This is a genomic window from Pantoea sp. UBA6567, from assembly GCF_002434165.1.
In the GTDB taxonomy this organism is placed as follows: Bacteria; Pseudomonadota; Gammaproteobacteria; order Enterobacterales; family Enterobacteriaceae; genus Pantoea; species Pantoea eucrina.
Window position 1 is genome coordinate 141,055 of the sequence record NZ_DJJN01000002.1, and the last position, 19,337, is coordinate 160,391.

Genomic DNA, 19,337 nt, shown 5'->3' on the forward strand with positions numbered 1-19,337 from the left:
GACGTATTTATGCGTCCCTGGCGTACCGCGATTTATCCTGCCTGATAGCGCAGCGTATTAAGGTTGCCCTGCAGCACTAAATCGCGTTTCAGCGTGGCAACCTGGCGGCAGATCGTGGCTGTTTCATGCTGGGCGTGTAATTTACTCTGCCACTTTGCCGGCACCTGATCCCACTGCTGATAAATCGCCTCCAGTGAACCAAACTGCGCCAGCAGCTCGCGTGCGCTTTTCGGGCCGATACCGGAGACGCCCGGAATTTTACTGCTGCTGATGCCGCATAAACCCCAGTAATCCGGCAGCTGTTCCGGGGCAACGCCAAATTCCTGTGCGATAAACGGCACATCAAGCCAGCGCTTCTGAAAATAGTCGCGAATGCGGATAGCGGGCGCCAGCAGCTGACAATATCCCTTATCGGTGGAAACGATGGTGGCCTGATGCCCGGCATCCGCCATTTTCACTGCCAGAGTAGCGGCCAGATCGTCTGCTTCATCGTCCCCGGCGATCCAGCAACTGACGCCTGCGGTGCGAAAAGCTTCCTGCAGCAGCGGCAGCTCCTGTTGCAGATCCTCTGGCATTGGCGGTCGCCCCGCTTTGTAATCCGGCAGCAGCGCATGACGCCAGCCGGGCTGGCGCTTCGGACTGTCAAATACCGCCACCGCGTGGGTCGGGCGTGTATGACCAAGCAGCTGATGCAGCGCCGCAACACAGGCGTCACGGCAGGGAGAGCCCTGAACGGCATGCAGGCGCCGGATGAGATTCAGCGCATCAATAATTAATAAATGTAGTGCCATAAAAGCGATAAGCGGCAGCCCGCAGGCTGCCTTCCTGAAGGGTTATTTGATGATTTCGTAGCAGGGGATATAGGCACTGCCCGGTAGTTTCATACGCTGCTGCGCCACAAAGCCCTGCAGCAGCTCATCCATCCGATGCATCAGATCGGCGTCGCCGCGCAGCTGATAAGGGCCGCGTTCACGGATCTCCCGGATACCGATTTCTTTTACGTTTCCGGCCACGATCCCGGAGAAGGCGCGGCGCAAATCAGCCGCCAGTTTTTCCGCCGGCTGATTCGGAAACAGGTTGAGATTTGCCATGTTTTCGTGGGTCGGCAGGAAAGGCACCTGCAGATCCGGCGCAATACGGATAGACCAGTTAAAGCTGTAAGCGTCACCGGTTTCGCGACGATGCTCTTTTACCTGCGGCATCGCTTTTTTCATCTGGCGCGCCACTTCAGCGGCATCATCAATAATGATTGTATAGTGTTTGCGCGCCTGCTCGCCCAGCGTATTGACGATGAAATCATCGAGCACGCGGAAATAGTCAGCGCTCTCTTTAGGGCCGGTGAGGATCAGCGGCAGCACCTGCTCGCTGTTTTGCGGATTCATCAGAATACCAAGCAGGTAAAGGAACTCTTCGGCGGTGCCGACACCACCCGGGAAGATCACGATGCCATGCGCGATGCGGACAAAGGCCTCAAGGCGTTTTTCGATATCGGGCATAATGATGAGTTCGTTAACCAGCGGGTTAGGCGGTTCAGCGGCGATAATGGAAGGCTCAGTCAGGCCGATAAAGCGGCTGTCATGATAGCGCTGCTGCGCATGACCTACCGCCGCGCCTTTCATTGGCGCTTCCATTACGCCAGGGCCACAGCCGGTGCAGATATTCAGCTCGCGCAGCCCCATCTGGGTGCCAACATTACGGCAATACTGGTACTCCACCGCGTTGATAGAGTGTCCGCCCCAGCAAACCACGGTATTAGGATACTCCCCGACGTGCAGCGCGCGCGCGTTACGCAGTATCGAGAAAACCTGATTGGTGATATGCGCAGAGTCGTCAGCCTGACCCGCGAGGCGCTCTGGCAGAGCAAGCTGGCCGTTAACAAACAGAATATCGCGCAGCACGGCAAACAGGTTGGCCTGCAGTGAGCGGATGATACGCCCATCTACAAAGGCCTCTTCCGGCGGATTGATCAGCTCCAGCTTAACGCCGCGCTCGCGGCGCAGGACGTTAATAGCGAAATTTTCAAAACGCGAGAGCAGCTCATGACTGCTGTCTGTCTGGCTGCCGGAGTTAAGCACTGCAAGGGAACAGTTACGAAAAAGCTGGTAGAGATCGCTGCTGGCGGTCTGCTTCAGCATGTCGACTTCCAGCTGTGAGAGCAGATCCATTGAGCCAAGCGGGCTGATATGTGTAATCAAAAGAACTCCTTTACACGCCATAGCGTGACTGATGACACTGCGCTTAACCTGCTGAGCGCAGTGACGAAAATCCCTGGTCGCATACGCTTTACGCTTAACGCCGCAGACAGATTAACGCTCCCGGTTGTGATTGCTCAAGAGGAACCGCGCATCCCTGCTACGGCCTGCGAGGTGCCTCGCACTCTGTTACTGGCGTGCCAGACGCGAAAAGCCGGGCGTGAAGGGAACATTGCTGCGCCACGGGTTGATATCCAGACCGCCGCGGCGAGTGTAGCGCGCATAAACGGTTAACGCCTCTGGCTGGCAGAAACGCTGCACGTCGTTGAAAATGCGCTCCACGCACTGCTCATGAAACTCATTGTGCTGGCGGAAAGAGATCAGATAGCGCAGCAGCGCCTCGCGGTCGATACGCGGGCCTTTATAACGAATCATCACCGATCCCCAGTCGGGCTGATTGGTGATCAGACAGTTGGACTTCAGCAGGTGGCTTACCAGCGTCTCATCTACGATTTCATTGCCCGCGGCGTGCGCAAGGTGTCCGGCATCAAAACCGTAATCGCTGATGCTGATATCCTGTTCATCGATAACGCTGCCGCTGAACTGTCCGATAGGCTGGCTTTCCAGCTCGCTCAGGCGAAACAGCGCCACGCTGACGTTGCCGCTGGCGCAGGCGCGCAGATCGCGTTCTAGCGTCTGACGCACGTCGCCCCAGTCTGCGAAACGGGTCTGATTAAAGCTGTTCAGGTAGAGCTTAAAGCTTTTCGACTCAATCAGATTTACGCTGTCAGCATCCAGCACCACTTCGCCAATCGCGACCTGCGGGACACCTTTGCTGTTTAGCCATGAAAGCTCATACAGGGTCCAGATATCTGCGCCGTGAAACGGCAGATTATCCGGAAAAAGATTGAGCGGTTCCCGGTTCAGACTGCGCGGCACAGATTGCAGCAGCGTGTTATCGTACTCATCTACATAGGCGACAGATTTGCCCAGGGTCAGGCCGCTTAAGGCCGGGTTTGGGTGTTCAGAAGACATAATGGTTACCACAAGGTGAATCAAAGTGGCTAAGTGTAACCGATCACCAGCGAGAAGATGAATGATGCAGCCCACCGCTAGCGCACTGTGTGCGTTTACCACCCGTTATATCGATCTCTGGCAGCAGCAACAGGGACACTATCCTGCCAGTAGCGATCTGGCAGGGATCCCTTCGCCCTGTATCATCAACACCGTTGATGACCGCGTTCTCTGGCAGCCGCAGCCTTTTTCGCCATCGTCAGGGCTGGATGCGGTGGAGCGGGCGCTGGATATTCAGCTCCAGCCTGATATCACTGCGTTTTACACTACCCAGTTTGCCGGCGATATGCATGCCCGCCTGCAGCAGCGCAGGTTAACGCTGCTGCAGGTATGGAGCGAAGAGGACTTTATCCGGCTGCAGGAGAATCTGATTGGTCATCTGATTATGAAACGGCGTCTGAAACAGAGTCCGACGCTGTTTATTGCTACTACTGATTCAGAGCAGGAGATGGTGGCGGTGTGTAATCTTACCGGTGAAGTCATTCTGGAGGAGCCTGGACGTAACAAACGTGAAATTCTTTCACCTTCTGTCCGGACATTTCTCGATGATATACAACCTGTTATCGGTCCGATGGAGTGATAACCGAAGCGCTATGTAAGAGATCTCTTACAAAATCTGTGCGAGATCGACATTTTGTGAGTGAACCTTTCAGAAAAGCTAAATGTAAAGATATTGTGAATCATAGAGTTATGGTATCAGTCTGAAAATTGAGACAATACTTGATCGATTAATGACTCATGCTTACTTGTTATTGTGGCGATTTTTGAGAGAATACCCACCGTTAGCAGGACGCTATGGACAGAGCGACGTTCAGGAGAATGTCAGCCAGGAGGCGGGAACGTAACGGAGTTTACGTCACAGGGAAGGCTTCAGGACGGAGCAGGACACTCAGGAATGAGTAAGGGACACCTCCAGGATGGAGAATGTGAGCCGTGCGGAGCAGGGCGAGCCAGGATGCTAAGGATGCTGTCATGAAGACAGGCAATGGAAAGCGCAGGAAGAGTTGTCACGGATGAGCAGGGAGCACTGCGGTGGCGGGAATGCTGCACAACGAACCGGGAGCACTGTTATTAACAGTGCTCCCTTTTTTTATGCGCTTTTTACGCCACCGGTGACGAGTGATATGCTTGCCGCCCATTATTTCACGGAGGCAACCTATGTCGACGCACACTATTACGCAACGACTGCAGCAGGTCGAAGCAGTCATGCGCGAACACGATTACTGGCAGCAGAGCGCTCCTGACGCGGCCGCGTTTAACAGCGACCAGCCTTTCTGCCTTGATACTATGGCTCCGCTGGAGTGGCTGCAGTGGGTATTGATCCCGCGTATGTCAGCCCTGATCGCCTCCGGCGCGCCAATGCCTGCCGGTTTCGCCGTCGCGCCCTATTACGAAGTTGCTCTGACTCCGGTCACTCCCGGCTATACCGCTCTGCTAATCGCGCTGCGTGAGCTTGACGCGCTGTTTGCGGAGCCAGCACGCTGATGCTGGAGATTATCTATCAGGATGAGTGGCTGGTAGCAGTAAACAAGCCTGCCGGCTGGCTGGTGCACCGCAGCTGGCTCGATCGCAAAGAGAAAGTGGTGGTGATGCAGACGGTGCGCGATCAGATTGGTCAGCACGTCTTTACCGCGCACCGGCTCGATCGCCCGACCTCTGGCGTACTGCTGATGGGCTTATCGAGCGAGGCGGGCCGTTTACTGGCGCAGCAGTTTGAGCAGCATCAGATACAAAAAACCTATCACGCCGTACTGCGCGGCTGGCTGGATGGCGCGGCTACGCTCGACTATCCGCTGCTGGAAGAGCTGGATAAAATTGCGGATAAATTTTCTGCTGAACCGCGTGCACCGCAGCCTGCGGTCACGGATTATCAGGCGCTGGCGCAGACAGAAATGCCGGTGGCAATCGGTAAATACAGCAGCGCCCGCTACACCCTGGTGGAGATGTCGCCGCGCACCGGGCGTAAGCATCAGCTGCGCCGCCATATGGCGCACCTGCGCCACCCGATTATTGGCGACAGCGCCCACGGCGATCTGCGCCAGAATCGTGGCGCAGCGGCGCATTTCGGGCTCGATCGTTTAATGCTGCACGCCAGCGCACTCTCGCTGACGCATCCCTTTACCGGAGAGCCGCTGGTGATCCGCGCCGGACTGGATCCGATATGGCAGCAGATGCTGCAGCAGTTCGGCTGGCAGGATCGGTTACCGGACGTTCCCAGGGTTGAGTTTGACGCTGAGGCAGTTCAGGATAAGCCAACAGCGTAAAGGAGCAGCAAGATGGCAAAAATTGGCATTTTTACAGGCACGGTTTACGGCAATGCACTGCTGGTGGCCGAAGAGGCGCAGCCGGTGCTGCAGGCGCAGGGACATGAAGTAGAGGTCTTTGAGGATCCGACGCTGGCGGAGTGGCAGGCGTACAGCAGCGACGTCGTGCTGATTGTAACCTCAACCACCGGGCAGGGCGATCTGCCGGATAATATTGCCCGTCTCCATGCGCAAATCCATGATGAGCTCGGCTATCAGCCAGCGCTGCGCTATGGTGTGATTGCGCTGGGTGACAGCAGCTATCAGCACTTCTGCGGCGCAGGAAAAACTTTTGATGCCACGCTCCAGGCGCAGCAGGCGCAGCGTATTGGTGATGTGCTGATGGTGGATGCCGTTGAGCATCCGGAGCCTGAAAGCGTGACGACGCCGTGGGTGGAGAGCTGGGGTAAGCAGCTGTAGTGACCCGGGCCGCCCTGTATGGCGGCCCGGTATTAACGGTGCAGCCCGGTATCAGGTTACCGGTGCCGGATTAAATACCGCCAGCTGGTTGCGGATCCCCCAGCGATCGGACCAGGTCTGCTGACGACCGCTGGCGATCTCCAGAATCAGCTCAAACAGACGCCAGCCTACCTGCTCAATACTCTCTTCACCGGTGGCGATAGTGCCGGCGTTGATATCCATCAGATCATGCCAGCGCCGGGCCAGCGCGCTGCGCGTCGCCATCTTAATCACCGGAATAGCCGCGAGGCCATAGGGCGTGCCGCGCCCGGTGGTAAACACCTGCAGCGTAATGCCGGAAGCCATCTGCTGCGTACCGCAGACAAAGTCACTGGCAGGGGTAGCGGCGTAAATCAGTCCGCGCTGCGTAGGGCGCTGTCCCGGCGACAGCACTTCAGCAATCGGGCTGCGCCCCGATTTTGCAATCGATCCCAGCGCTTTCTCCACCACGTTTGCCAGTCCGCCTTTTTTATTGCCGGGTGAGGGGTTAGCGCTGCGATCGGTCTGTCCCTGATGCAGATAGTCGTCATACCACGCCATCTCTTCCAGCAGCCGTTTACCCACCGCTTCATTAACCACGCGCGGCGTCAGCAGATGAATAGCGTCGCGCACCTCCGTCACTTCAGAAAACATGACTGTGGCGCCGCAGCGCACCAGCAGATCGGAGGCGAAGCCCACCGCCGGGTTAGCCGTTACGCCGGAAAAGGCGTCACTGCCGCCGCACTGGGTGCCTACTACCAGTTCAGACGCCGGGCAGGGTTCCCGGCGGCGCAGATTAAGCTTTTTCAGATGACGTTCAGCGACCTGCAGGATCTCATCCACCATGGCGCCAAAGCCGACGTGACGCTCATCCTGCAGACGCACAATATCGTTATCATCCAGCGAGATCGCCTGTACATCAGGCGTACCGGTCAGCAGCCGCTCCGGCTGGAGCTTTTCACAGCCGAGGCTGACAATCATTACCTCGCCACCAAAATTGGGATTCAGCGCAAGATTATGAATGGTGCGGATCGGCACGACGGCAGCCGGGGCGTTGATCGCCACGCCGCAGCCATACAGATGATTCAGCGCGACCACGCCATCCACGTTGGGATAGCGCGGCAGCAGATCGCGTTCAATAAGCTGCACAACATAGTCCACGACGCCCGCCACACAGTGGACGCTGGTGGTAATGCCAAGCAGGTTGCGGGTTCCCACGCTGCCGTCTGCATTGCGATAACCATCAAAGGTATAGCCTTCCAGCGGCGGCAGTTCAGGCGGTACGTTGGTTGCCAGCGGCAGGCTGCTGAGCGGCGGCGCCTCGGGCAGGGCTACCAGCGACTCATCTATCCAGCTGCCGCGCGCAATAGAGCGCAGCGCCGTGCCGATCACTTCGCCATAGCGCAGAATCGGTGCATCCTGAGCGATATCCTCCAGCGCAACTTTGTGCCCCTGGGGCACATGCTCCGTCAGCTGCAGCCCGTCGGCAAAGCGTGTACCCGCGGGCAGGCCCTGGTCGTTGACGACAATCGCAACGTTATCCGCTTCATGAACTTTTATATAGAGTGGTTTTTCTGTAACGGGTCGGTTCATTGCTCACCTTCCGGGTAGCCGCACTGTGCATAGCAGTGCGATAAATAGTGGTTCTGGTCACGTCATCAAAGTCAGCCAGCTCCAGTATAAGCAGCACGCGCCCGCCAGCGCATTGTGCAACTGTCCGGCTTTTAGCCCCTTTCTCTCCGCACTTTGGTGGTTTTAACCAAAAGCAAGTGAAGGTGCTCACAAAGCGCTCTTTGGCTGTCTGTTTTTTGTGCAATTATGGCGCTGCGATCGGCGTTTCGTGAGCCATCACGCAGCAGGATGTGCATATGCCACAAATTCTTTTTTGTTTTGACTGAATTGTCGGGCTTTCTTCCAGTGTTTCAGCCGCGGGCTGTTTTTATACTGATTTCCGTTCTTAGAGGTTTGGTTACCTGTCACGACGCATCAACGTTCGCCATAACAACAATCGCCGTGTTTAACCCGACATCATTCTGATACCCAACGCGATGTGTATGCAGTCAGAGTGAATGTAGCGTTCGCTATATTTCAGGAGTGCATCATGAATAGTTACAGCCAGACGGCAGAGGCGGTGCAGAAACGTACCAATGCCCGCTACTGGATCGTGGTGATGTTATTTATCGTCACCTCATTCAACTACGGCGACCGCGCCACCATTTCCATTGCCGGATCGGCGATGTCCAAAGATATCGGTCTCGACTCTGTCGGGCTGGGCTATATCTTTTCCGCCTTCTCATGGGCCTATGTGATCGGACAGATCCCGGGTGGATGGCTGCTGGATCGCTTTGGATCCAAGCGTGTCTACTTCTGGAGTATTTTCCTCTGGTCGCTGTTTACTCTGCTGCAGGGCTTTGTTGATCTCTTCAGCGGCTTTGGCATTGTGATTTCACTGTTCCTGCTGCGCTTTTTGGTCGGTCTGGCTGAAGCGCCTTCCTTCCCTGGTAACAGCCGTATTGTCGCGGCCTGGTTCCCGGCACAGGAGCGCGGAACGGCGGTCGCCATCTTTAACTCTGCACAATACTTCGCCACGGTGATCTTCGCGCCCATCATGGGCTGGCTGGTCTCTGAAGTTGGCTGGGCGCACGTGTTCTGGTTTATGGGCGGGCTGGGCATCATCCTGAGCTTTATCTGGCTCAAAGTGATGCACGATCCCAACAACCACCCCGGCGTGAATAAGGCGGAGCTGGAGTACATGGAGCAGGGCGGCGCGCTGATCAATATGGATGCGAAAAAAGCCGATCGCAAAGTCAGCCGCGGTGAAAAGTGGGATCAGATCAAACAGCTGCTCTCTACCCGCATGATGTGGGGCATCTATCTTGGCCAGTATTGCGTCAACGCGCTGACCTACTTCTTTATTACCTGGTTTCCGGTCTATCTGGTACAGGCACGCGGCATGTCGATTCTGAAAGCGGGCTTTATCGCCTCCGTTCCAGCGATTTGCGGCTTCCTCGGCGGCGTGCTGGGCGGCGTGATCTCCGACTATTTGATGCGCAAAACCGGCTCACTCAATATTGCCCGTAAAACGCCAATCGTTATCGGCATGCTGCTCTCCATCAGCATGGTGATGTGTAACTACACCGAAACCGAATGGGTTGTGGTGCTGTTCATGGCGCTGGCGTTCTTCGGAAAAGGCATTGGTGCGCTGGGCTGGGCGGTGATGGCCGACACGGCACCGAAAGAGATCAGTGGCCTGAGCGGTGGTCTGTTCAATATGTTCGGCAACTTCTCCGGTATCGTTACGCCTATCGCGATTGGTTACATCATCGCCACCAGCGGATCGTTTGAGGGCGCGCTGGTATATGTCGGGATCCACGCTTTTGTCGCCGCCTTTAGTTTTCTGTTTATTACCGGTGACATTAAACGCGTTGAGCTGAAACCGTATAAGGAGCCGAAATGAGTACGCAAAGTACGCCTGTCATCACTGACATGCAGGTGATCCCGGTTGCCGGTTACGACAGTATGCTGCTTAACATTGGCGGCGCGCATAACGCCTGCTTCACGCGCAATATTGTGGTGCTGACCGACAGCGCCGGCCATACCGGACTGGGTGAGGCGCCGGGCGGCGATACAATTTATCAGACGCTGCTGGCGGCAGTACCCCAGGTCAAAGGGCAGCAGATTGCGCGTATGAACCGGCTGGTGCAGCAGGTGCATAAGGGCAATCAGTCAGCGGATTTTGACACTTTTGGCAATGGCGCCTGGACCTTCGAACTGCGCGTAAACGCAGTAGCCGCGCTGGAGGCGGCGCTGCTGGATCTGCTGGGGCAGCATCTGGGCGTACCGGTGGCAGAGCTGCTCGGACCGGGCCAGCAGCGCGATGAGGTCACCGTGCTCGGCTATCTGTTTTATATCGGCGATCGTCATAAAACCGATCTGCCGTATCGCAGCGGTGATGCCGCCAGCCACGACTGGTACCGGCTGCGGCATGAGGAGGCGCTGACGCCGGAGGCGGTGGTGCGTCTGGCAGAGGCGGCGCAGGATAAATATGGTTTCAAAGATTTCAAACTCAAAGGCGGCGTGCTGCCGGGTGAAGAGGAGATCGCCTCGGCGGTGGCGCTGAAGCAGCGCTTCCCGGAGGCGCGCATTACCGTCGACCCTAATGGCGCCTGGCATCTGGATGAGGCGATCGGACTCTGTAAAGGCCTGCAGGATGTGCTGAGCTATGCAGAAGATCCCTGCGGCGCGGAACAGGGTTACTCCGGCCGTGAAGTGATGGCGGAGTTTCGCCGCGCCACCGGGCTGCCGGTTGCCACCAATATGATCGCAACCAACTGGCGTGAAATGAACCACGCCGTGATGCTCAACGCGGTCGATATTCCGCTGGCCGATCCTCACTTCTGGACCCTGAGCGGCGCAGTGCGCGTGGCGCAGCTCTGCGACGAATGGGGACTCACATGGGGCTGCCACTCCAATAACCATTTCGATATCTCGCTGGCGATGTTCACCCACGTGGGCGCTGCCGCCCCGGGCAAGCCAACCGCGATTGACACGCACTGGATCTGGCAGGAGGGCGATCAGCGCCTGACGCGCGAGCCGCTGCAGATCCGCAACGGCAAAATTGCCGTGCCGGATAAACCGGGGCTGGGTATTGAGCTGGATCGGGACCGCCTGCAGCAGGCGCACGAACTCTATAAGTCACTGCCGGCCGGCGCGCGCAACGACGCCACCGCGATGCAGTATCTGGTACCCGGCTGGTCATTTGATCGCAAGCGTCCGGCATTTGGGCGCCGTCCTACATAAGGAGCAGGAAATGAGTCAGACCCCTAAAATCGTCGCTATGCAGGTTATTCCGGTTGCCGGACACGACAGCATGCTGCTCAACCTGAGCGGGGCGCACGCGCCATTTTTTACCCGCAATATTGTGATCATTAAAGATAACGCCGGGCATACCGGCGTGGGCGAGATACCGGGCGGAGAAAAGATCCGTCAGACGCTGGAGGATGCCGCCGCGCTGGTGATCGAAAAAACCGTCGGCGAATATAAAAATATTCTCAACCTGGTGCGGAGCACCTTTGCTGACCGCGATGCTGGCGGGCGCGGCAGCCAGACGTTTGACCTGCGCACGACTATCCATGTGGTAACCGGTATCGAAGCGGCGCTGCTCGATTTACTCGGGCAGCATCTGGGCGTAAACGTCGCGTCGCTGCTGGGCGATGGCCAGCAGCGCGACCGCGTGGAGATGCTTGGCTACCTCTTCTATATTGGCGATCGCCGCAAGACCTCGCTCGCCTACCAGAGCCAGGAGCGCGATCCGTGCGACTGGTATCGCCTGCGCCATGAAGAGGCGCTTACGCCAGATGCGGTCGTGCGACTGGCAGAGGCCGCGTATGAGAAATATGGCTTCAACGATTTCAAACTCAAAGGCGGCGTGCTGCGCGGCGGCGAAGAGGCTGAGGCGGTTACCGCACTCGCCAGACGCTTTCCGGAGGCGCGCATCACGCTCGATCCCAATGGCGCCTGGTCGCTGAATGAGGCCATCCTGCTGGGCAAACAGCTGAAGGGCGTGCTCGCCTATGCAGAAGATCCCTGTGGCGCGGAGCAGGGCTACTCCGGCCGCGAGGTAATGGCGGAGTTCCGCCGCGCCACCGGGCTGCCGACCGCAACCAATATGATCGCCACCGACTGGCGGCAGATGGGCCACACGCTATCGCTGCAGTCGGTGGATATTCCGCTGGCCGATCCGCACTTCTGGACCATGCAGGGTTCCGTGCGCGTGGCGCAGATGTGCCACGACTTTGGCCTCACCTGGGGTTCGCACTCCAATAACCATTTTGATATTTCGCTGGCGATGTTTACCCACGTTGCCGCCGCCGCGCCGGGCGCGATTACCGCTATCGACACCCACTGGATCTGGCAGGAGGGTAATCAGCGCCTGACCAAAGAGCCGTTTGTCATTAAAGGCGGCATGGTGCAGGTACCGCAGAAGCCGGGGCTTGGCGTGGAGCTGGATATGGACCAGGTGATGCAGGCAAACGCGCTGTATCAGAAACATGGGCTGGGCGCGCGTGACGACGCTCAGGCGATGCAGTTCCTGGTACCGGACTGGACTTTTGATAATAAGCGTCCCTGCCTGGTGCGCTAACGCTTCAGGCTCCCTGAAAGGGGGCCTGCCGTCATATACAGGAGTAAACAGAATGAGTAATGCCTGGCCAAATACATTTCGCCGCCGCCTGCTGGCAGGAGAGACCCTGATAGGCAGCTGGTGCGCCCTTGCCAGTCCGCTGACTACTGAAGTGCTGGGGCTGGCAGGCTTCGACTGGCTGGTGCTGGACGGCGAACATGCGCCCAACGACATCACCACGTTTGTACCGCAGCTGATGGCGCTGAAAGGCAGCAGCAGCGCTGCGGTCGTGCGTCCGCCGTGCAATGAGCCGGTGATCATTAAACGCCTGCTCGATATCGGCTTCTATAACTTCCTGATCCCCTTTGTGGAGACGGAAGAGGAGGCGCGCCGCGCCGTTGCCTCAACCCGCTACCCGCCAGCGGGCATCCGCGGCGTGTCAGTTTCGCACCGCAGCAATATGTACGGCACGCTGCCGGACTATAACGCCACGATTAACGACAACATCACGCTGATGGTGCAGATCGAAACGCAGCAGGCGGTAGATAACATCGATGCGATCGCCGCCGTTGACGGCGTGGACGGGATTTTTGTCGGTCCGGGCGATCTCTCAGCCGCGCTGGGCTACCTGGGCCAGCCTGCGCATCCTGAGGTGCTGAAAGTTATTCAGTACCTGTTTGAACGCGCCAAAGCCGCAGGCAAGCCGTGCGGCATTCTGGCACCGGTAGAAGCGGACGCGCGGCGCTATCTGGAATGGGGCGCCACCTTTGTTGCCGTCGGCAGCGATCTCGGGGTTTTCCGCAACGCCACGCAGGCGCTGTGCAACAAATTTAAACTGTAACGCAGAAAGGGGAAGGCAATGAAAATTGGATTTATCGGCCTCGGTATTATGGGCAAACCGATGAGTAAAAACCTGGTCAAAGCGGGTTACACGCTGGTGGTGCGCGATCACAACGCAGGCAATGAGGCAGAACTGGCCGAACTGGGCGCGACGATAGCAAAAACGCCCAAAGAGGTAGCAGAACAGGTGGATGTGGTGATCACCATGGTACCTAACTCGCCGCAGGTGCAGGAAGTCTGCCTGGGCGCGGGCGGCATCATTGAAGGTGCAAAACCTGGCCTGATTGTGATTGATATGAGTTCTATTGCCCCGCTGGCCAGTCGTGAGATCCACGACGCGCTGGCAGAAAAAGGGATCCGTATGCTTGATGCGCCGGTCAGCGGCGGTGAGCCAAAAGCGATCGAGGGCACACTGTCGGTGATGGTGGGTGGCGATAAAGCGATCTTCGACCAATGCTTTGAGATTATGAAAGCGATGGCAGGCTCGGTGGTGCATACCGGTGATATCGGCGCCGGTAACGTGACCAAGCTGGCAAATCAGGTGATTGTGGCGCTGAACATCGCAGCGATGTCTGAAGCGCTTTCGCTGGCAACCAAGGCGGGCGTGAATCCGGAGCTGGTTTATCAGGCGATCCGCGGCGGCCTGGCGGGCAGCACCGTGCTTGATGCCAAAGCACCCATGGTGCTGGATCGCAACTTCAAACCCGGTTTCCGTATCGACCTGCATATCAAGGATTTAGCCAATGCGCTGGATACGTCACACGGCATTGGCGCGCATCTGCCGCTGACGGCCGCGGTGATGGAGATGATGCAGGCGCTGAAAACCAGCGGTCAGGGCTCCGCCGACCACAGCGCGCTGGCTTGCTATTATGAGAAGTTAGCGCAGGTTGAGATCGCCCGGTAAAGCCGCTCTCCGGCGTCTGCGGAGGCCGGAGAACAGGCTGCGTGAGCAAAGCAGCATACCGTTACGTTACCCATCGCGCCTGGATTGCCTATGAAAATTGTCATCGCACCCGATTCATATAAAGAGAGTCTGTCTGCCCTGAATGTGGCTGCCGCAATTGAAGCGGGTTTCCGCGAGGTTTTCCCGGCCGCCGAGTATGTCAAAATCCCGGTTGCCGACGGCGGTGAGGGCACCGTTGAGGCCATGGTGGCCGCCACCAGCGGTACGCTTGTCCGGCTAACCGCAACCGGCCCGCTGGGCGAGCCCGTGGCGGCGTTTTATGGCCTGTCGGGGGATGAGCGCACCGCGTTTATTGAGATGGCTGCAGCCAGCGGCCTGGAACTTGTGCCGGTGGCGCAGCGCAATGCGCTGATCACCACGTCGTGGGGCACCGGTGAGCTGATCAAAAACGCGCTCGATCGCGGCGTAGAGCACATCATCATTGGCATAGGCGGCAGCGCCACCAACGATGGCGGTGCCGGAATGATACAGGCGCTGGGCGCCCGGCTGCTGGACAGCGCCGGCCGCGATCTGGCGCCTGGCGGCGCGGCGCTGGCGCAGCTGGCGCAGATCGATATCAGCGGAGTGGATGCGCGAATCAAAGCGTGCCGCTTTGAGGTCGCCTGCGATGTCACCAATCCGCTGACCGGGGAAAAAGGCGCTTCGGCGGTGTTTGGCCCGCAGAAGGGCGCCACTCCGGCACAAATCGCGCAGCTGGATCGGGCGCTGGCCCACTACGCTTCGCTTATTCAGCGCGATCTGGATATCGACGTGCTGCATATTGCGGGCGGCGGCGCGGCGGGCGGTATGGGTGCAGCGCTGCACGCATTCTGTCAGGCTGAGCTGCGCAGCGGCATTGAGATTGTGACGGAGGCGCTCGGGCTGGCGGAGCAGGTCAAAGATGCCGATCTGGTGATCACGGGGGAAGGGCGCATCGACAGTCAGTCTGTGAATGGCAAGGTGCCAATCGGCGTGGCGCGGGTTGCCAAACAGTTTAATAAGCCGGTGATTGGTATTGCCGGTAGCCTGACCTCTGACGTGGGGGTTGTACACGCTCACGGCCTTGATGCGGTCTACAGCGTACTGTTCAGTATCTGTTCTCTGGAAGAGGCGCTGGCCAGTGCGGAACAGAATGTGCGCCTGACGGCGCGTAACGTTGCGGCAGCCATCAGGATAGGCAAAGGGCTGTAGGCCGGACCGCGATGCGCGGCGGCCCGGCGGCTAAGGCCGGTATGGGCGTCGCCATAAAGATCGTTCTGACACGCCATTTTACGCCAGCGCCAGCCGCTTACGCGCCTCGCGCGCAACGTTGGCCATCTCATCACTCAGCTCCAGCAGTTCCGGCTCCAGCGCGGCAATATCACTCGCCTGGTGCAGGCTGCCTTCCAGCTGCTGGCAGAGCTGTTTCAGGCGCGGGACACCGCTGTAACTGGCGCTGCCGTGCAGCTTGTGAATAATTTCACGCAGCCCGTTTACGTCACCTTCAGCCATACAGTGCGCCACGCGCGCCTCCACCTCAGGCAGGAAATCGAGCAGCATCTGTAGCAGATCGCGCGCCAGGGCCGGTTTGCCGGCCGCCTGACGCAGCGCCAGTGACCAGTCAAGCGAGACGGCAACCCCCACCGCGGGCGGCTGAGAGGCGGGCGCAACCGGCAGATAGCGCTGCAGCAGCTGAGCCAGGCGGGTTTCATCAATCGGTTTTGCCAGATAGTCATTCATGCCGGCGGCAATCAGCTGCTCGCGCTCGCCATCCAGTGCGTGCGCCGTTACCGCAACGATTGGCGTGCTGGCGTGCAGCGGCAGGCGCCGGATAATCTCGCTGGCCTGAATACCGTCGATATCGGGCATCTGTATATCCATCAGGATCACATCCAGCTGCTGCTGCTGTGCGGCGTGTATGGCCTGCTCTGCGTTGTCACACAGAATGATATTTTCAACCTGCTCCTCCAGCAGCGCGCCGATAAGCCGGAGGTTAGCCGGGTTGTCATCCACCGCCATCACGGTCAGCGGCTGGCGCGGCAGTGGGGAGATCAGGCGGTGCTGACGGCTGCCGATATCCAGCAGCAGCGGGATAAAGCGCGTCAGCGAAACCGGTTTTGCGATACAGCCGGCAATGCCCCGCGCACGCAGATCGTCGGCAAACAGCATCATCTCGCTCGGCAGCGCCAGCAGTACGGCATCCGCGCGATCGCACAGCTGCTGGATCTCCGTATCGGTCAGCGTTGCCGGGTGCGGCTTAGCGACCGGCATTCCCAGCAGCAGCAGGGGATAGTGGCGTTCCGGCAGCGCAGCCAGGCTGGGATAATATTCTACCCTGAGCGGGGTGATACTCAGCATCTCCTGCACGACGCGCGCTACCGCCGGATGGGGCTCGACATAGGCCAGCGTTGTGGCGTGCAGGTCATCCAGCACGCGCGGAATGGTAGGGGCATTCGGGTTAAGATTGAGCCGGACGCGCACCCGGAAAACCGACCCCCGATCGGGCTGGCTGTGAAAAGCGATTTCGCCGCCCATCTCCTGTACCAGCTTCTGGGTGATCACCAGCCCAAGACCCGTGCCGCCGTGCCGGCGGGTAATACTGGCATCCGCCTGGCGAAACGCCTGAAACAGCTGCGGCTGCTGCATTTCCGGAATGCCGATACCGGTGTCATGCACCTGAATCTCCAGTTCCGCCTGCGTGGCGCTGAGATGCTGCAGCTCAACGCGCAGGTCGATATGCCCCTGCTCGGTAAACTTGATGGCGTTACCAATCAGATTGATCAGGATCTGCTGCAGCCGCAGCGGATCGCCGATAACGTTGTCAGGTACGCTGTTTTGCAGGCAGACGGTGATCTCCAGTCCTTTTTCATGCGCGGAGGGCGCCAGCAGCACCAGCGTCTCATCCAGCGTGGCGCGCAGCGGAAAAGGAATAGATTCCAGCACCAGTTTGCCCGATTCCAGACGCGAGAAATCCAGCACATCGTTGATGATGCTCAGCAGATTATTGGCGGAGCGCTCAATCGTACTCATATAGTCGCGCTGGCTGGTGCTCAGGCTGGTTTTCAGCATCTGGCGGCTGAAGCCGATCACGCCGTTGAGCGGCGTACGCAGCTCGTGAGACATGTTTGCCAGAAACTCAGATTTAATGCGGGCCGCCTCCTGAGCGCGTTTCTTCGCCAGATCCAGCTCGACGTTCTGAATCTCCAGCTGCTCCAGCGTTTCGCGCAGATCCCAGGTGGCCTGGTCAATATTTTGCTGCATCTCTTCATGGTAGGCGGTCAGCGACATCGCCATCGCGTTGATACCGTTTTTAAGCATGCTGAGCTCGCCCAGCATATAGCCTTCCACCCGGCTGTCGAGCTGGCCGCGCCGGATGCGATCCACGGTGGCTACCATATTGCGTATCGGGCCGGTCACATCGCGCATCAGACGATAGGCGAACAGCATGGCGAGGCAGAGGCAGAACAGCAGCAGCAGCGTTGCGACAAATACCTCTTTATACTGCGCCAGCCGTACCGACTGCAGATCCAGCTCAATGGCGACATAGCCCAGGGGATTACCGTCGGGTTTGGTCTGTTCATCCGGCTGCTCATCAGCGGAGTAGCGTTCAGATATAATCGGCGTGCGCAGCACCAACAGGTTACCCTGGCGTTCATGCGTTACGCCCTCGCGCAGCTGCGTCATATCCTCTTTTTGCAGCAGCGCCAGGTTCTGCTTACTGTTGGATGTGGCGTAAACGCGATTCTGGTTGTCGAAAACCGTAATGGCACGGACAATATCGGAATGGCGCCGGTGCAGCAGGCTGACCAGCTCGTGGATCGCAGCGCGATCGTGCCAGCTCATCCCATACTCACTGGATACCGCCAGAGGTTCGATAATATTTGCGCCGGCGTCAAAAACCTGGCGCTGCAGTTCGTTATAGCGGTGGACGACAAAAAAGGTGCTGAGCAGCAGACCAATCAGCAGCGTTGGCGCCAGTATTAAAATCATCATCCGCGCCCGCAGGCTGTATTTGGTCATCACGATGCCCTGGCGATTGCCGTGTTCCTGTGCACGCGTCGTGGCGGGCGGCACAACCTGATTAAAAGAGAATACGATTACTATGGCGCAATTTTACGCCGCAAAACAGCGGCCGACGACAAAGCAGCGGATCGCCGTCACGGTCGATGAGCTCGATCCGTTCGGCCAGGGCGTGGCACGCTATCAGGGGAAAACCCTGTTTATCAGCGGTGCGCTGCCGGGCGAACAGGCAGAGGTTACGCTGCTGGAAGATAAACGGCAGTTTGCCCGCGGTAAAGCGATAAAGATCGCACAGCCCAGTCCGCAGCGGGAAATACCGCGCTGCCGCCATTTTGGCGTCTGCGGTGGCTGCCAGCAGCAGCACGCTGCCGTTGCACTGCAGGAGAGCAGCAAGGCGCACGCGCTCAGCCGTCTGCTGAGCCGCGACGCCGCTTCTCCGGTGGCCGTTGAGGAGATTATCCGCGGCAATAGCTGGGGCTATCGCCGGCGCGCCCGGCTCGGACTGCAGTGGCAGCCGAAGCAGCAGCGGCTGGTGATGGGATTTCGCCAGGCGGCCAGTCATGCGCTGGTGCCCCTGCAGCAGTGCCCTGTTTTGGTGCCCGAACTTGAAGCGTTGCTGCAGCCGCTGCACCACTGCCTGAGCGCGCTGCAGGGGGTAAGGCGGCTGGGGCATGCAGAGCTGGTGCTGGCAGACAACGGCCCGCTGATGGTGCTGCGTCATCTCGACGCGCTTTCTGCGCGCGATCGCGCAGACCTGGAACGCTTTTCGCATCAGCACTCGCTGATGCTGTATCTGGCTGACGGCAGCGATGAGCTGCAGGCGATTAACAGCAGCATGCCTTACTACCGCTCGCAGGATTTAACGCTAACCTTTAGTCCACAGGACTTTATTCAGGTTAACGATCGCGTTAATCAGCAGATGGTGGCAACAGCGCTGGCGTGGCTCGATCTGCAACCCGATGACAGCCTGCTGGATCTTTTCTGCGGCATGGGGAATTTCACCCTGCCGGCAGGGAAATCTGTACAAAATGTTGTAGGTGTGGAGGGGGTTGCAGCATTAGTTAAGCAGGCAGAGTATAATGCCGCGCTTAACAATCTAAGCAATGTGCGCTTTTTCCAGCATAATCTGGAAGAGGATGTTTCGCGTCAGCCGTGGGCGGCGCAGGGATTTAATAAGGTGTTACTGGATCCGGCGCGAGCCGGGGCGGCGGGCGTGATGTCGCATATTGTTAAACTTGCGCCAGAACGCGTGGTCTATGTTTCCTGTAACCCGGTGACACTTGCGCGCGACAGTCAGGTACTGCTGTCCGCGGGCTACCATCTGGAAAGGGTCGCGATGCTGGATATGTTCCCACATACCAGTCATCTCGAATCCATGGTGTTGTTCAGCAAAACATAAGCGACAGTTATGTCGCTGTGGCAGGAGA

Annotated in this window: 16 protein-coding genes; 11 read left to right on the forward strand and 5 right to left on the reverse strand. The window is 58.4% G+C overall.

Going from position 1 to position 19,337, the window contains the following annotated elements:
• Positions 1 to 32: 32 nt before the first annotated feature.
• From xni to queF, 3 genes are all read right to left on the reverse strand, one after another.
• Positions 33 to 791, reverse strand: coding sequence for a flap endonuclease Xni (gene xni / locus B4M48_RS00990; RefSeq protein WP_288655771.1), 759 nt, complete (start codon positions 789 to 791; stop codon positions 33 to 35).
• 42 nt (positions 792 to 833) lie between these two features.
• Positions 834 to 2,195 carry a nucleotide 5'-monophosphate nucleosidase PpnN gene (gene ppnN, locus B4M48_RS00995; protein WP_039379917.1) on the reverse strand — a complete coding sequence of 454 codons (1,362 nt, stop codon included), beginning with the start codon at positions 2,193 to 2,195 and terminating at the stop codon, positions 834 to 836.
• 186 nt (positions 2,196 to 2,381) lie between these two features.
• Entirely contained in the window at positions 2,382 to 3,227 is an 846-nt protein-coding gene (queF, locus tag B4M48_RS01000; protein WP_039379915.1) for an NADPH-dependent 7-cyano-7-deazaguanine reductase QueF, read from the reverse strand.
• Between the two features lie 61 nt (positions 3,228 to 3,288).
• Here queF and syd point away from each other — a divergent pair, with 61 nt between their 5' ends.
• The 4 genes from syd to B4M48_RS01020 all read left to right on the forward strand — a co-directional run bounded on the left by syd (position 3,289) and on the right by B4M48_RS01020 (position 5,989).
• Positions 3,289 to 3,846, forward strand: a complete 558-nt coding sequence (gene syd, locus B4M48_RS01005; protein WP_104085491.1) for a SecY-interacting protein — start codon at positions 3,289 to 3,291, stop codon at positions 3,844 to 3,846.
• A gap of 578 nt (positions 3,847 to 4,424) precedes the next feature.
• Entirely contained in the window at positions 4,425 to 4,751 is a 327-nt protein-coding gene (locus B4M48_RS01010) for a YqcC family protein (protein WP_039379911.1), read from the forward strand.
• A complete protein-coding gene (truC, locus tag B4M48_RS01015; RefSeq protein ID WP_039379909.1) occupies positions 4,751 to 5,530 on the forward strand; it encodes a tRNA pseudouridine(65) synthase TruC in 780 nt (259 codons plus the stop codon). Before B4M48_RS01010 ends, truC begins: the two co-directional genes overlap by 1 nt.
• Positions 5,531 to 5,542: 12 nt before the next feature.
• Positions 5,543 to 5,989, forward strand: coding sequence for a flavodoxin (locus B4M48_RS01020; protein ID WP_071668546.1), 447 nt, complete (start codon positions 5,543 to 5,545; stop codon positions 5,987 to 5,989).
• A gap of 51 nt (positions 5,990 to 6,040) precedes the next feature.
• Here the strand turns inward: B4M48_RS01020 and garD are convergent, their stop codons facing one another.
• A complete protein-coding gene (gene garD, locus B4M48_RS01025; protein WP_039379905.1) occupies positions 6,041 to 7,600 on the reverse strand; it encodes a galactarate dehydratase in 1,560 nt (519 codons plus the stop codon).
• 508 nt (positions 7,601 to 8,108) lie between these two features.
• Between garD and B4M48_RS01030 the strand changes: the two genes are divergently transcribed.
• The 6 genes from B4M48_RS01030 to B4M48_RS01055 all read left to right on the forward strand — a co-directional run bounded on the left by B4M48_RS01030 (position 8,109) and on the right by B4M48_RS01055 (position 15,102).
• A complete protein-coding gene (locus B4M48_RS01030) occupies positions 8,109 to 9,464 on the forward strand; it encodes an MFS transporter (protein ID WP_039379902.1) in 1,356 nt (451 codons plus the stop codon).
• Positions 9,461 to 10,807 carry an enolase C-terminal domain-like protein gene (locus B4M48_RS01035; protein ID WP_039379900.1) on the forward strand — a complete coding sequence of 449 codons (1,347 nt, stop codon included), beginning with the start codon at positions 9,461 to 9,463 and terminating at the stop codon, positions 10,805 to 10,807. The genes B4M48_RS01030 and B4M48_RS01035 overlap by 4 nt, the downstream gene beginning before the upstream one ends.
• Before the next feature lie 10 nt (positions 10,808 to 10,817).
• Positions 10,818 to 12,149, forward strand: a complete 1,332-nt coding sequence (gudD, locus tag B4M48_RS01040) for a glucarate dehydratase (protein WP_039379898.1) — start codon at positions 10,818 to 10,820, stop codon at positions 12,147 to 12,149.
• Between the two features lie 52 nt (positions 12,150 to 12,201).
• On the forward strand, positions 12,202 to 12,969 hold the full coding sequence (garL, locus tag B4M48_RS01045) for a 2-dehydro-3-deoxyglucarate aldolase (protein ID WP_039379896.1): 768 nt from the start codon (positions 12,202 to 12,204) through the stop codon (positions 12,967 to 12,969).
• 18 nt (positions 12,970 to 12,987) lie between these two features.
• On the forward strand, positions 12,988 to 13,872 hold the full coding sequence (gene garR, locus B4M48_RS01050) for a 2-hydroxy-3-oxopropionate reductase (protein WP_071668545.1): 885 nt from the start codon (positions 12,988 to 12,990) through the stop codon (positions 13,870 to 13,872).
• A 90-nt stretch (positions 13,873 to 13,962) separates the two neighbouring features.
• Entirely contained in the window at positions 13,963 to 15,102 is a 1,140-nt protein-coding gene (locus B4M48_RS01055; protein ID WP_039379892.1) for a glycerate kinase, read from the forward strand.
• Between the two features lie 78 nt (positions 15,103 to 15,180).
• Here B4M48_RS01055 and barA read toward each other — a convergent pair whose 3' ends face one another.
• The gene (gene barA, locus B4M48_RS01060; protein ID WP_288655775.1) at positions 15,181 to 17,910 is read right to left on the reverse strand and encodes a two-component sensor histidine kinase BarA; all 2,730 of its coding nucleotides are present in this window, start codon (positions 17,908 to 17,910) and stop codon (positions 15,181 to 15,183) included.
• Positions 17,911 to 17,992: 82 nt separating this feature from the next.
• Between barA and rlmD the strand changes: the two genes are divergently transcribed.
• Positions 17,993 to 19,309, forward strand: a complete 1,317-nt coding sequence (gene rlmD / locus B4M48_RS01065; RefSeq protein WP_039379887.1) for a 23S rRNA (uracil(1939)-C(5))-methyltransferase RlmD — start codon at positions 17,993 to 17,995, stop codon at positions 19,307 to 19,309.
• Positions 19,310 to 19,337 lie beyond the last annotated feature (28 nt).